General features: G+C 66.1%; 12 protein-coding genes. 4 read left to right on the top strand and 8 right to left on the bottom strand.

Annotated elements, in window-relative coordinates; all coding sequences use genetic code 11:
* Window positions 1-74: 74 nt before the first annotated feature.
* On the bottom strand, window positions 75-467 hold the full coding sequence (locus NDN01_RS24435; RefSeq protein ID WP_272624816.1) for a hypothetical protein: 393 nt from the start codon (window positions 465-467) through the stop codon (window positions 75-77).
* A gap of 123 nt (window positions 468-590) precedes the next feature.
* Here NDN01_RS24435 and NDN01_RS24430 point away from each other — a divergent pair, with 123 nt between their 5' ends.
* Complete coding sequence (locus NDN01_RS24430) at window positions 591-1,385, top strand: helix-turn-helix domain-containing protein (RefSeq protein ID WP_272624815.1); 795 nt, start codon at window positions 591-593, stop codon at window positions 1,383-1,385.
* Between the two features lie 124 nt (window positions 1,386-1,509).
* Here the strand turns inward: NDN01_RS24430 and NDN01_RS24425 are convergent, their stop codons facing one another.
* Together NDN01_RS24425 and NDN01_RS24420 are read right to left on the bottom strand one after the other, a co-directional pair.
* The gene (locus NDN01_RS24425) at window positions 1,510-2,097 is read right to left on the bottom strand and encodes an SOS response-associated peptidase family protein (protein WP_272624814.1); all 588 of its coding nucleotides are present in this window, start codon (window positions 2,095-2,097) and stop codon (window positions 1,510-1,512) included.
* 215 nt (window positions 2,098-2,312) lie between these two features.
* A complete protein-coding gene (locus NDN01_RS24420; RefSeq protein WP_272624813.1) occupies window positions 2,313-3,629 on the bottom strand; it encodes a glycerate kinase type-2 family protein in 1,317 nt (438 codons plus the stop codon).
* Window positions 3,630-4,099: 470 nt separating this feature from the next.
* On the opposite strand from NDN01_RS24420, the gene NDN01_RS24415 reads away from it, so the two are divergent.
* Window positions 4,100-4,657 (top strand): hypothetical protein, encoded by a 558-nt coding sequence (locus NDN01_RS24415; RefSeq protein WP_272624812.1) that lies wholly within the window; start codon window positions 4,100-4,102, stop codon window positions 4,655-4,657.
* Here the strand turns inward: NDN01_RS24415 and NDN01_RS24410 are convergent.
* Both NDN01_RS24410 and NDN01_RS24405 read right to left on the bottom strand, forming a co-directional pair.
* Window positions 4,654-5,448, bottom strand: a complete 795-nt coding sequence (locus NDN01_RS24410) for a LytR/AlgR family response regulator transcription factor (RefSeq protein ID WP_272624811.1) — start codon at window positions 5,446-5,448, stop codon at window positions 4,654-4,656. The two genes, NDN01_RS24415 and NDN01_RS24410, sit on opposite strands and share 4 nt — an antisense overlap.
* A 4-nt stretch (window positions 5,449-5,452) precedes the next feature.
* Window positions 5,453-6,535: a sensor histidine kinase gene (locus tag NDN01_RS24405; protein ID WP_272624810.1), complete on the bottom strand. Its 1,083-nt coding sequence runs from the start codon at window positions 6,533-6,535 to the stop codon at window positions 5,453-5,455.
* A 173-nt stretch (window positions 6,536-6,708) separates the two neighbouring features.
* On the opposite strand from NDN01_RS24405, the gene NDN01_RS24400 reads away from it, so the two are divergent.
* The gene (locus NDN01_RS24400) at window positions 6,709-7,128 is read left to right on the top strand and encodes a hypothetical protein (protein ID WP_272624809.1); all 420 of its coding nucleotides are present in this window, start codon (window positions 6,709-6,711) and stop codon (window positions 7,126-7,128) included.
* A gap of 55 nt (window positions 7,129-7,183) precedes the next feature.
* On the opposite strand, the gene mprF is transcribed toward NDN01_RS24400, so the two are convergent.
* From mprF to NDN01_RS24385, 3 genes are read right to left on the bottom strand one after another with little or no spacing between them, the layout of a single operon-like run.
* Window positions 7,184-9,772 carry a bifunctional lysylphosphatidylglycerol flippase/synthetase MprF gene (gene mprF / locus NDN01_RS24395; RefSeq protein ID WP_336298329.1) on the bottom strand — a complete coding sequence of 863 codons (2,589 nt, stop codon included), beginning with the start codon at window positions 9,770-9,772 and terminating at the stop codon, window positions 7,184-7,186.
* On the bottom strand, window positions 9,742-10,149 hold the full coding sequence (locus NDN01_RS24390; RefSeq protein ID WP_272624808.1) for a DUF2147 domain-containing protein: 408 nt from the start codon (window positions 10,147-10,149) through the stop codon (window positions 9,742-9,744). The genes mprF and NDN01_RS24390 overlap by 31 nt, the downstream gene beginning before the upstream one ends.
* On the bottom strand, window positions 10,146-10,916 hold the full coding sequence (locus NDN01_RS24385; RefSeq protein WP_272624807.1) for an AcvB/VirJ family lysyl-phosphatidylglycerol hydrolase: 771 nt from the start codon (window positions 10,914-10,916) through the stop codon (window positions 10,146-10,148). The genes NDN01_RS24390 and NDN01_RS24385 overlap by 4 nt, the downstream gene beginning before the upstream one ends.
* 426 nt (window positions 10,917-11,342) lie before the next feature.
* Here NDN01_RS24385 and NDN01_RS24380 point away from each other — a divergent pair, with 426 nt between their 5' ends.
* A complete protein-coding gene (locus NDN01_RS24380) occupies window positions 11,343-13,742 on the top strand; it encodes a TonB-dependent receptor (RefSeq protein ID WP_272624806.1) in 2,400 nt (799 codons plus the stop codon).
* Window positions 13,743-13,744: the final 2 nt, after the last annotated feature.

The following is a 13,744-nucleotide window of genomic DNA, read 5'->3' as shown; positions in this document are numbered from 1 at the left end:
TCGCCTTCATTGCCACGCCGCGGGGAAATCGGCATCGAAAAAGGACGGCCCATCGGAGCCGTCCCTGAACGCCCTCATGCGGCCAGTGTCCGCCCCGACTGCGGCCGGTGGCCGAACTCAAGCCAGGCAAGCACAGCCACCGTCGCCGCCTGGGCCAAGACGAACACCGTGCCGAACAGGGTCGGCTCCGTCATCAGGACCACGGCGATGCTTGCCGCGACCCAACCGATATTGCCGACAACGGCGAGCAGCACCAGCGGACCATTGAGCAGCGACGTCTTCGCCATCCAGGCAAACAGCGCCGCGACCGGAAACAGGCTACACCCCGCCACCAGCAACAGGCTTGGGTGAAGCCCGGTCGGCCCGGCGAGAAGGCCCGACCCGAGACTCATTACGGCACCGGCGGCGAGGCAGGTCAGGGCATCGACACCAAGGATGGTGCGGATGGTTTTGGTCGTATCGGTCATGGTTACCTCCTTCTGGTTGGTGCAGCCGTTTTCGGCGAAGGAGGTAGGTGCGTCGATTACCCCTGAGGTAATGGTGCCGCATTGGTCACCGGTACAGAGTCAGGCGCCGAGGGAGGAACGAAAATGACTGTCGCCGCACGGAACGTCGGGGATCATTTGCGCGAATGGCGCCGGATACGGCGGCTGAGCCAGCTCGACCTGGCGCTCGACGCCGAGATCTCGGCGCGTCACCTGAGCTTTCTCGAAACCGGGCGGGCGAGGCCAAGCCGCGAGATGGTGCTTCGCCTGTCGGAGCAACTCGACATGCCGATGCGGGAGCGCAACCTGATGCTGACGGCCGCGGGCTTCGCCCCCCTGTTCGGCGAGCGATCGCTCGACGATCCCGAAATGGCCGGCGCGCGGCGCGCGATCGACCTGATCCTTGCCGGGCACGAGCCATGGCCGGCACTGGCGGTCGACCGGCACTGGAACTTGGTCGCGTCCAACCGCGGCGTGGCGCCGCTGCTGATCGGGGTGGATCCCCTGCTACTCGACAGGCCGAACGTCATGCGGCTGGCGCTTCACCCGCAGGGACTCGCGCCGCGCATCCTCAACCTGGCCGAGTGGCGGCACCACCTGATCGCGCGGCTCAAGCGCCAGGCACAAGCAGCAGGCGACGCGGACCTGGACGCGCTGGTGACCGAGCTCGACGGCTATCCCGCCCCGCCGTCGTCAGATGCGAGACCCGAGGATCTCGGCGGAATCGCAGTCCCGCTGAAATTGCTGGTGGGCGACCTGGTATTAAGCTTCCTCAGCACCACGACGGTGTTCGGCACCGCGCAGGACGTGACGCTGGCGGAGCTGACTCTGGAGACGTTTTTTCCTGCCGACGCGGCTACCGCGGAGGCGGTGTCGAGGACGATGGCAGCAAGCGGCTAAGCGCTTCTTCCGTTCATGCGCATCGAGCCTTTCTCCGTTCGTTTCGAGCGAAATCGAGAAACCCGACTGGACGTTCTATCAATGTTTCTCGACTTCGCTCGAAACGAACGGGGGTTGGGACTGGTTACCCAACCTGCGCCACCGCCAGGCTACCCGCCGGAAGTGCGTGCAGCACCTCTCGCGCCGGCACCGACGGATCGAGCCAGTCCGCCCAGCGCGACCGGTCGAGGATCGCGATCTGGCGGTCATGATACGGTGCGATGTCCGGCCCCGGCTCCATGGTCAGCAGGGTAAAGGCCTCGCCCACGTCGCTGGTGCGCCACAGGCCGGCGATGCAGAACCAGGGCTGGCCCCTCATGGTGAACAACCACTTGTCCTTGCGCTTCTTCTTCGGGTCCTCGGGCGCGGTGAATTCGTAGAAGCCGTCGGCGAGGACCAGACAGCGCCCATTCGGGAATTCGCGGCCGTCGGAGCGGAAATTATAGACCGGCTTGCGGTTCGGCCCGGGCCAGCTCCAGCGGCGCTGCACCAGTTCGCCCGCCGCGCGCACCCCCGCCACTGAACAGACGATCGGCGCGCTATCCGTGATCTTGATGTCAGCTCGCGGCTCGATGTTGGGCAGGCCTTCCGGAAAACGGATATCGATCTCCAGCTCGGCGAAGCCATCGATCAGCGTCGCCGCATCCACCTCGAGACGATAGTCGTTGCACATCGGGCCTCCATAACGCCGAATCGCCGCGGCCGCGACATGCGTTGCCGGTCAGCGCGACGGCAGTCGCAAGTCGACACCGCGCGGCGGAGGACTGAAAAGGACACTGGCCTCCCGACCCCGACTGGTGGGCCCGTCCGCAGCCGCCATCAGGGCGGGTGACAAATGAATCTGTTCCGATGTCACCTTCTGCAGGCGCCTTTCATCCCCCCGCGCTTTTATCGGTACCGGTTCAGTCGGCCCCCTTCCGGCGCTATCAGGATCGCGCGCAAATCGTTGACATTGGTGCGTGTCGGCCCGGTCACGACCAGGTCACCGAGCGCTTCGAAAAACGGATAAGCCAGGTTCGCATCGAGCATCGCCCGCGCATCGAGCCCCAGCGCGCTGGCCCGCGCGAGGGTATTTGGTGTGACGATCGCCCCGGCATTGTCCCCCGTCCCGTCGATGCCGTCGGTATCGCAGGCGATCGCATGGATAGCCGGGGCCCCGTCAAGCGCGATGGCCAGACCGAGCAGATATTCCAGGTTACGCCCGCCCTGCCCTTTCGGATTGGTCACCCGCACCACCGTCTCGCCGCCCGACAGGATCACCCGCGCTTTCCCCTCCGCCGCGAGCCGACGCGCGAGCCGGGCGTGCTCAGCACCGAGATGCCGCGCCTCCCCTTCGAGATCGTCGCCCAGATCGGTGACCTCGCAGCCGTGCTTCTCAGCGAGCAGCCGCGCAGCCTGGAGCGCGTCCCGGGCACGCGCGACGATCAGCACCTCGCCCTCCGCTAGCCCGGGTGAGTCAGCCGGCGGCGTCTCGTTGGCCGGGTCGCCAAGCGCCGCCACGACCGGAGCAGGCAAGGGGATGGCGTAGCGCGCGACGATCGCACGCGCCGTTTCCAGGCTCGTATGATCAGCCACGGTCGGTCCCGAAGCGACGAAGGAAGGGTCGTCCCCCGGTACATCGGAGACGATCAGCGTGATGACACGCGCCGGCGCGGCGGCAACCGCGAGCCGCCCGCCCTTCACCATCGACAAATGCTTCCTGACGCTGTTGATCTCGGCGATCGCCGCGCCAGAGCGAAGGAGTGCCCGCGTAACGGCCTGCTTGTCCGCCAGCGAGACACCCGGCACCGGCATGACGAACAACGCGGAGCCGCCGCCCGAGACCAGCGCGAGCAGCCGATCCTCCGCGCCCAGGGCCCGGACAAGCTCAAGCGCGCGCACGGCGGCGGCGAGGCTTGCCGTATCGGGCACTGGATGGCCAGCCTCGATCACCTCGAAATCGGGAGGCAGAAGGTGCGGTGGTCCGGAATGGCCATGGCGGGTGATCACCAGCCCCGACACCGGCCCGCGCACCATGCCCGCCGCGACCGAAGCCATCGCCGCCGCTGCCTTGCCGATCGCGACGATCAGGGTGCGGCCGGCCACTGGTTCGCCGACGATCCCGGCGGGCATGCAGCGTTCGGCGGTGACGGCACCGACAGCTTCGTCGAACAGCGCGCGCAGCAACTGGCGCGGCGTCGGCGCCGCGTCGGACACGCCCGTCACCAGGTGTACAGCGCCATTGGCCGGATCATCTCAGTCTCTTCCGGATGCGCAGCGCACCCCACTCCCCGCTGAATAGGATATAGGACAAGGGAAGCTTGCATACACATCACGACGCCCGCAACAGAATTCCGATGTCGGCCAGCGACAAACCGCCGGACCGGAAAAGCATGCCGTTCGACGGTTCAGCGCGACAGTCGCGACAGCAGGCCGGACACTCGGCACATTCCGGGCGGAGCGGCCGTGCGGTCGCGATAGCCGCACCGCATGAAGGCCGAATGCACCGGAAACCCGCCGGACACGGAAACCGCGCCAGCCACGGACACGTCCCGACGCGACGACGCACGTCCGAAGGATACCCAAGGACCGACGCGGGAACCCGATGCGGCAGACCTGCCACCCGGGCTCTATTGATCCGCCAGACGCCCGCTTGCTGACCGCGCGGTGCTGCTGCTAAGCATCGTGGGATGGGAATGCCGTTGGTTGATCGCGACCTGAGCCTTACCGATCACGAGGGCACCTTCCTGGCGCTAGTGCTGCGGATCCAGCCAGTCACCGCCTATCTTGTCTCCAAGATCTATGACGGATCGCCCGTCAGCAACTTCAACACGAGCAAGGGCAAGATCTATCCGCTCATCCGGCGCCTGGCGGAACGCGGGTTGCTCCTGAAGCAAGTCGTCGAAGGCGATGCCCGTGGCACCGAGCAGTTGAGCTGCACCGCCGCCGGCGAGGAAGCGGTGCGCGCCTGGGTGAAGGAGATACGGCCCGGTCACCTCCTCCTGGAAGATCCCCTGCGAACCAAGGTCCAGTCCTTCGACCTGCTGACCGAACGCGAACGGATCGAGTGGATCCTCGAAACCAGGCAATTGCTCACTGCCCAGGTCGAGGCGCTCGAGCGCTATGAGGAAGGTGTCTCGGTACCATTCAAGGCGTTCGTCCACGACAACGCCATGCGCTCGATCCGCGCCCGCATCGAATGGCTCGACGCCATGCTGCGCGCATTGCCGCGCAACGACACGGCCACTCGCTAGTCCGGGGGAATCCGGTCGTTGGCGATCATGTCGCGGACGGTCCGGCGATAGCTGCGTCCCACCGGCAGCTTGTTTCCGGCATCGGTGCTGAGCTGATAGCTTCCCGTCGCCAGTCGCCGCACTGACGAAATACGCTCCCGATTGACGATATAGGAGCGGTGGATCCTGGCGAAGCGTTGGGTATCGAGCTGCTCGAGCAACGCGGTCAGCGATTCGCGGTGAAGATAATTGGCGTCGCCAAGATGCAGCCGGACATATTCGCCCTCCGCGGCGACCCAGTCGACCCGGTCGAGATCGACACGCACCGTCTCGCCCCGGCGCTGCACCCAGATATGGCGGGATTCGGCAACGTCGCCCGCCCGCTCCCGGCGCAGCGCGTCGAGCTGGCCCGCCAGCTCGTTGAGCCGGGCCCGGGCGCTGCGGTCCTCGATCGAGCGGCGGATGCGGTCGATCGCCGTCTGCAACCGGCCCAGCCGGATCGGCTTGGTGAGGAAATCGATCGCCCCCGCTTCGAACGCCGTCGCGGCGAAATGGGGATAGGCAGTGACGAACACGATCAGCGGCGCGGCCTCGCCGACGCGGGCCAGTTCTTCCACCACGTCGAATCCGTCGAGCGCGGGCATCTCGACGTCAAGCAGCACCGCATCGGGGGCACAGGCAGCGATCTCCGCGAGTGCCGCGGTACCGTTGGCCGCGGTGCCGACGATTTCCACCCCTTCGATCCGGCCAAGCAGGTCCTGCAGCCGCTGGATCGCCAGCAATTCATCGTCGCAAAGGAGAAGCCGGATCATCGCCTCACCCCGCCGTCGACCAGGGGATTTCGATGGTCACCATGAAGCCCCCATCGCTCTGCCGCTCGGCGAGGAAGTGACAATTCCGCGCGAAGCGCGCGCGCAGCCGATCCGCGACATTGGTCAGGCCGACGCCAGTGCCCCTGACGCACGGCGTTCCGCCCACCGGCGCGCTGTTGCACACGGCGATACGCAACCATTCGCCCTCGCGCCGCGCGGCGATGCGCAGCATGATCGGCTCAAGGCTGGTCGCGACCGCATGGCGCACGGCATTCTCCACCAGCGGCTGGGTGACGAGGCTCGGCACCAGCGCAGACCGGACATCTTCGGGAACATCGATTTCGACCTTCAGCCGATCGGGAAACCGCAATTCCTCGATCGACAGGTAAAGCGACTGGAGCTCGATCTCCTTTTCCAGCGGGATGTCCTCGTGCGGATCGAGCGACAGGCCGGCGCGCAGGAAATCAGCGAGGTTTTCCACCATAGCCTCGGCACTCTCCGCCTCGCGCCGGGAGATCAATGCCGCGATCGAATTGAGCGTATTGAACATGAAATGCGGGTTGAGCTGATACCGCAGCGCGCGGAGCTGGGCAGCATGGGCGATGCGCTGCAGACGGGCGATCCGCCGCTCCCGGTCGCTCAGTTCGAGGCTGCTGGTGACGGCGACCAGCAAGGCGCACAGCGCGGCGTAGGACCAGAACCATTGCAGCAGTGCGACGACATAAAGGCCTGTCGAGAAGGAATCCATGTTCGATTCGGGGACCAGCCAGTCGAAGATTAAGAGGTTCGCCGCGCCATGGAGGGCGCAGCCGACAAGCGCCGCGACCAGGGCAGCGATCAGCTTGACCTTCATCGATCGGCCGGCGAAGCGCCGAAGCTGGTTGGCGATGACGAAGGACAGGCCGATCGCGATAATCGTCACGTAGAGGCGCGGCAGGAGGTAGGACAGCTTCTCCTCGTCGCCCATGTTCAGCCGGCGCATCAGCGTCAGGATCGAGAATTGCGTCGTCCAGAACAGCAGGATGAACCAGATCATCGTGCGCCGGATCGCCCGGACGCTCTCATTCTCCTGCGGAAGGGATTCCATCGTCACATGCACCAGCCATCGTAGCCAGCGACCGCTTGACCGGTAAACAGCACCTTTGTGACGTTGATCGGGCTCTACGTGCCGTTCGCGCCATTTATGCCGTTCGTCCGGGGCTGAACGCCGTTCGCGGCATCCCGGGTGAGACGCCATGTCGCCCGACTATCATATATTGCATGCACGGCACCGCCCCTCGTTCCGATGTCCGATCCCACGCGCCAGTCACGTCGATTCCGGACGAGGAAGGGCGTCGTCCGCTGATCAAGCGAGGCTCGCTGACCGCGACCTTCGATCCGCTCGAGGTTTGCTGGAATGGCCGGCCAGTGCCGTTGTCTCCTCTAGAGGCGGCGATCGTGGTGAAGCTGATCAAGCGTGGCCGTGCCACCTGGTCCGATCTGCGCAACCTGCTCGCCGAGAACAATGCGCAGCCAGATACCTGCGAAGTGCTGGTGTTCCGTATCCGCCGCAAATTCGCTGCAATGGGCGCGAAGAAGCCGATCGAAACGATTCGCGGCTGGGGCCTGCGCCTGCGGGTCGAGCATGACGCGCGCGGATCGAGCTCGCTGTGGATCGGGGCGACCGAGGTCATGGACTGAACCGCCGGGACGTGTAGCCTCTACGGACGGGACAATGGCCGCGAGGAACTGACGCTCAGCCCCCGATCAGCGCGATCAGGTCGATCATCGTGCGGGCAGCAGGAAGCCCGGGCGGCGTCGCGACATAGCGCGGTTGCCAGTCGGGGTGGAACTTCGCCTTGAACGACCGGAGCCCCGCAAAGCCGTACAGCGCCTCGCCATGGCCGTAGATGGCATGGCCGATCCGCGACCAACCCGGCGCGAGCCGCCCGCCGCCCAGCCCCGACAACGGCGCCATGCCCAGGTTGAAACGGCGATAGCCCTCGGCCTCCCCCCATTGCATCAGACGGACGAGCAGCAGATCCATCGTGCCATAGGGCGTGTCGGGGAAATGCCGCATCAGGTCGACCGACAATTCGTGACGGTTCCGCGTCGCCCAGATATTGGCGAAGGCAATGATGCGATCCTCCTGCCACAACACCGCGCAATCGAACCGGACCAGGTAATCGGGGTCGAAGCGCCCGATGCTGAAACGCTTCTCCGCCCCTGCCTTGCCGCGCAGCCACGCGTCTGACACTTCTTTCAGCGCCGGGCCATAAGCGGCGACGTTCGCGACAGGCAGTATCTCGAACCGCAGCCCGGCCGCCTCGGCCCGACGCACCGAATGACGCAGCGACTTGCCGGTGGGGCCGTCGAGAGAGAAGGGATCGAGCGGCACATGCGCCTCCTCCCCATATTTCATCGTCTGCAGGCCGAGTTCGACCAGCAGCGGCAGCATGTCGGTGCTCGCCTGATAGAAGCAGAGCCGGCCATGCGCCGCATCGCATTCGGCGCGGATCCGCCAGACCAGTTCGGACCAGGCGGCGACCGGGCCGACCGGGTCCCCCATCACGACCCAGGTGCGGCCCTGCACGCGGTACATCAGGAAGGCGTCGGCCGAGGCCGAAACGATGAAATGCTTGTCGCCGGTATAGGCGAGCGCCGCGTCGGCGCGGGAAGAAACGGCGAAGGCGCGGTCGGCGATCTCGCGCGCCAGCACGCTTTCGCCATGCGCGCGCACCGGCGCAGCGAGCAGCCGCCACGCCGCCACCGCGACGAGGACGACGACCGCGCCGACGCTCGCCCGGAGGAAGCGGGGGGCATTGCCCCGCCAGGCGAATTCCCACCACAGGTCGGTCGAATAGGGCACGCGCTTGTACGCGAAGAAGCCGGCCCACAGGCTGAGCGCGAGCGCGACCATCGCGGCGGCGAGCCACAGGCGCTGGAACGGCGCGTCGAACACACCGGCGCGGCGATAGAAGGCGGGACGGCAATATTGCAGGATGCCCGCGATCACCGTCAGGATCGCCGCTTCCTCATAATCCACGCCCTTCAGGATCGAGAAGACAGCCCCCCCGACCAGCAGCAGCCGCGCGGCGATGAAGCCGCTGCGCAGCCGCGCGTTGATCGCTGGCGACACCATGATCAGCACAGTGCCCGCCAGGCTCGCCGAGAAATGCGATGCCTCGATAAAGGGCAGCGGCAGGACGTCAGCCAGCCAGAAGATGCGGTCGCGCGCGGCGGGCAGCGCACCCGACACAAGCAGCACCAAGCCGCCGGTGAAGACGAGTGCGGCGAGCAGAGGCGGAGCCAGCGCCCGGCTTGCCTGCTCGACCATCGACACGCCGACCGCGATCGGGTGGCGCAGGCGCCGCCCTTCGAGCACGCCCAGCAAACCGGCCGCGGTGGCCAGCGGCAACAGGTAATAGATGACGCGGTACAGCAGCAGCGCGGCGAACAGCCCCGGCCGGTCGCCGGGCACCGTCGCCAGCATCACTGCCTCGAACACGCCGATACCGCCGGGCACATGAGTCACCAGTATCGCCACGAGCCCGACCGCATAGGCGACAAGGAACAGGTCGAGCGGCGGTGCCGAGGCGGCGGGCAGCAGCACGTACAGCGTCGTCGCGGCAAGCAGCAGGTCGAGCGCCGCCACCCCGATCTGCGCCGACAGGATCGGGAGCGACGGGACCGGCAGGACGAAATCGCCCCAGCCAATCCGTTTGCGCCCGGATGCGCGCACGGCGAACAGCAGGACGATGCCCCCAAGCAGCGCCGCGCCGGCGAGGTGCCCAGCAAGCGGCGCGATCGTGACGATGCCAAGTTCGATCGGCGTCGCGGCGAAGAAGAGCGCCGCCGCCCCGACCACGGCGACCCCGCCCCAGAACGTCGCCGAGGCGAGCAGGGTCACCCGCGCGACATCGCCGAGTTCAAGCCCGGCGGTCGCATAGACCCGGTAGCGCGCCGATCCGCCCGTCAGCAGCGAGAGGCCGAGATTATGGCTGACGGTATAGCTGGTGAAGGAGGCGAGCGCCGCCGTCCGCCAAGGCAGCGGCCGCCCGATCGCACGGAGCGCCAGCACGTCGTAGAGCGTCAGGCAGAGATAGCTGCCGACCGTCAGCGCAAGGGCGAGGCCGATCGAGGCGTCGGGTATCGCGTGCAATGCGGCCCGCACTTCCTTGAGCCGGACTTCGGCGAGCAGCTCGCGGAGAGCGGCGAAGCCGAGAAGCGCGACCGCCAGCACCGCGGCGGCGACCAGCCAGCGGCGATGCCGGAGCATCCACTGCGCCGTGCCCGATCGCGCCTTGGCGTGGATCAGACGCGTTTCCAGATCTGCGACTTGCACAGGAACCCTCCGATAAGACAACCGGAGATCTTCAGCGTATCAGGCGCGAGCCTTTGTATCCGCGAAGAGAAGCTGTGCCCCATGTCTGGCACATAAACGGTGCCGGCCCAGCGATCGAGTCCGATCTTGCGATAGTCCTTCAGCAATTCGATACCGACCAGCTTGTCGATCCCGGCATCGCGCGCATCGGCCTCGGCAACGGGCGTGGCGGCGGCGATCGCGCCGCACAGCGCATCTCCGCAAGCCATGGTGCGCACGCGGAGCGTGCCCTTCGGGTTCTGCCACAGCCCGATCGGCATGTCGCGAGTGGCTGTCGTCCCGGCAAAAACGGGCGTGGCGACAAGGGCGAGCATCAGGATGAGGAGTCGCAAGATCATGACGGGATACTCTTGGGCAGGACCGGGCGCAGCGCGCCGAGGATCGTCGGGATCAGCCGGGCCGGATCATTGTTGAGGAAATGCCCCCCGGGTAGTTCGATGCGCCGCGCGACCCCGCCAAGCAGCGGGCACAGGCTGTCGGTCTCGCGCGCGCCATAGATGCAGGTCAGCGGCGCCCAGGACAGGGTCCGTGCCGCGTCGATCGCCTGGGCGTCGGGCGTGCCGCGATAGGCGAGGCTGGTTGGATCGGCGCGGAAGAACACGCTCCGTCCCGGCACCACCAGCACGATCGCGGCGACCTTCGCGCGGAGATCGGCCGGCAGCCGGGCGATGCCGGTACCGATGATATCCGACCCGAACGACTGTCCGACCAGCACGACCCGGTCGGCATGCGCCCGCTCCAGCGCGGCCCGCACGGTGCCCGCGACCAGGTCATCGACCTCGGCGCGGTTGCGGCGCCGGCCGAAGATCGTCGGGGAATTCACCCCCATCACCGGGATGCCCTGCGCCGCCAGCGCGCTGGTGACGTGCGGACCCATGCCGAACCGAAGCCCCATATCACCCGAGAAGAACAGGCCGACGACCGGGACCCGCTCCTGACCGAAATGGCCGAACTGGTGGATTGGATCGCGGTCGAAGAAACCGGCAATGCCCGCCAGCGCCAGCAGCGCGGCGACGATCAGCACCGCCCCCCCACCCAGCCAGCGCAAGGCGCGGCGGGCCGGACGGCGGCGGATCGGACGATCGACAAGACGCGGCATTTCCATCGCTCGCACCTAGGCTCCGGGGTCTGACGGTGTAGTGGATGCTTCGTGAAAAAACCGTCATCCGGTTTCGCGACGCGGCAGGCCGCGCGTCGCCCACGTCGTTAGTCGCGCTTTCGTACCAACAAGTCGAACTTTGCTTCTCATACCCTATCGAATCGATAGGGTATGAGTCGTTCGATCAGCATGATCATATTGCCTGATCGACCACGGCCCGTAACTCGGCAAGGAGCCCGCGAATATGCGCAGCGATTGCTTTCACCTGCCATCTGGAATTGCTTGAACAACAATAGGTCCTGAAGGACCGGTTCTTGATCAATAGCTTATAACGCGCGGTCCGCGCGGCCTATTGTTGCATCTTTAGCCTCGGTGTCGATTGATTCCGGGAACGGAGAGCTGTGCCGTTCGCGGATCGAACATGAAAAGGGTATGACAAACATGGATTCAGGCCGGCATTTCCGTTTCGTTGCGCTCGCAGGCGCCGCGCCATTGGCGCTGCTCGCCCAGCCCGCGACCGCACAGACGGCGTTGGACGGTCAGCACCTTGCCAGCAACGACGCGACCGCGACTGACGAGGCGGCCGACGACGTCGTCGTCACCGCACGGCGCCGGTCGGAACGCGCCCAGGACGTGCCGATCGCGCTCAGCGTGGTCAGCGAGGAAAGCCTGCGCGCCCGGGGCGACTATACGCTCGGTACGATCCAGCAGAGCGTGCCGAGCCTGCAGGTCTTCAGCTTCAACCCGCGCAACACCAATGTGAACATCCGCGGCCTCGGTTCCAACGTCGCACTCACCAATGACGGGCTGGAGAACGGCGTCGGCATCTATATCGACCAAGTCTATTACGGCCGCCTCGGCCAGAGCCAGTTCGAGCTGGTCGATCTCGACCGGATCGAGGTGCTGCGCGGACCGCAGGGCACCTTGTTCGGCAAGAACACCACTGCCGGCGCGATCAACATCACCAGCAAGGCACCGACCTTCGACCTGCAGGGCTTCGGCGAAGCGACCGGCGGCAATTACGGTTTCCACCAGGTCCGCGGATCGATCAGCGGCGGGCTGATCGACAATCTGGTCGCCGCCCGGATCAGCATCAGCGACACGCATCGCGATGGCTTCATCAGCAACATCACGACGGGCAGGAAGGTCCATGATTTCGACAATTTCACCGCGCGCGGGCAATTGCTGATCACTCCCACGCCCAACCTGACCGCGCGGATCATCGCCGATTACGGCAAGCAGAAACAGAATTGCTGCATCCCGCTGATTGCCGGGGTCATCACGAAATATGACAATGGGGCGCCGATCGCGAACAACTTCATCGATCGGGTCAATCGCGCGGGCTACACGCCGCTGCCCTTCACGCCCTTCGCCCGCGTCACCGACGCGGAGGCGAATTTCCAGGCGAACATGGATACCTGGGGCGTATCGGGCCAGCTCGACTGGGATGTCGGGCCGGTCACGCTCACCTCGGTCACGGCAAGCCGCCAGTGGAACTGGTTCCCGGCGAACGATGCCGATTACACCGCCCTGCCGGTCAATCTGAAGAGCCAGCAACAGAACAACCAGCGCCAGTTCAGCCAGGAACTGCGCCTCGCCTCGAACGGCACCAACAGGATCGACTATGTCGTCGGCGCCTATTATTTCTACCAGATCATCCGTGGCTATGGGTCATCCGCCTATGGATCGGCAGCGCCCAAATGGCTGTTCCCCGCACAATATGCGGCGGACCCGGTCGCGACCAACGCAGCCGTCAACGGCTTCGAGGCGCAATCGCAATCGACACCGGTGACGCGCAGCTACGCGCTGTTCGGCCAGACCGTCTGGCATATCAGCGATGCCCTCAGCCTGACCACCGGCCTGCGCTATACGCATGAGAAGAAGGTCGGCGGCTTTGCCCAGCAACAGGTCGCGGGGCTTTCGCTGGCCGGGCTGACCCAGGCGCAGCGGACAGCGGCGCAGGCGCTGCGCAACCAGCTCAACCCGGTCACCGCCTATACCGCCGAGACCAGCGACGACAGCCTGTCCGGCCTGGCCACGCTGAGCTGGAAGGCGACCGACGACGTGCTGCTCTATGCGAGCTATTCGCGCGGTAACAAGTCGGGCGGGCTCAACCTCTCCAACCTCCCGGCCGGCGTCAGCGCGGTGGTCGCGCCGGAGAAGGTCGACAATTACGAGGTCGGCGTGAAGAGCCAGCTCTTCAACCGCGCGCTCACGCTGAACGCCGCCGCCTTCTGGACCGATGTCGCCAACTATCAGACGGCGATCACCGAGCAGATCCCCAGCACCACCAATTTCCGCAACTACATCACCAACATCCCGCTCGCGCGGTCGCGCGGCGTTGAGGCGGATGCGGTCTGGGCAATTACCAGCAAGATCAGCCTCAACCTGTCGGGCGCCTATACCGACGCCTATTATGTGAGCTACCCAAAGGGCCCGACGCCGGTCGAGACGAGCAACATCTCCCCCTCGACCGACCTGTCCGGCAAGCCGCTGGCGGGCGTGCCGAAATGGACCTTCACCGGCGGCGGCGATTTCCGCCGGCCGCTGGGCGGCGGCACCGAGTTGTACGGCCATGCCGACTATAGCTGGCGATCGTCCTTCTACACCGCGGTCAGCGACAGCCGCTTCTCGCTCGTGCCCTCCTACGGGATCGGCAACGCGCGCATCGGCGTGCGCCTCGATGGCGGGCGTTACGACCTGTCGGTCTGGGCCAAGAACATCTTCGACAAGGATTATTTCCAGACCCTGTCGATCGTCGCCAGCGGTGTGATCACCGCCAATCTGGGCGATCCCCGCACCGCTGGCGCCACCTTCCGCGTGAGGATCTGAGG

Source organism: Sphingomonas sp. QA11 (genome assembly GCF_028473665.1).
GTDB lineage: Bacteria > Pseudomonadota > Alphaproteobacteria > Sphingomonadales > Sphingomonadaceae > Sphingomonas > Sphingomonas phytovorans.
Note: the sequence above shows the minus strand (reverse complement) of the source record. Positions and strands in the feature narration are given on the sequence as shown.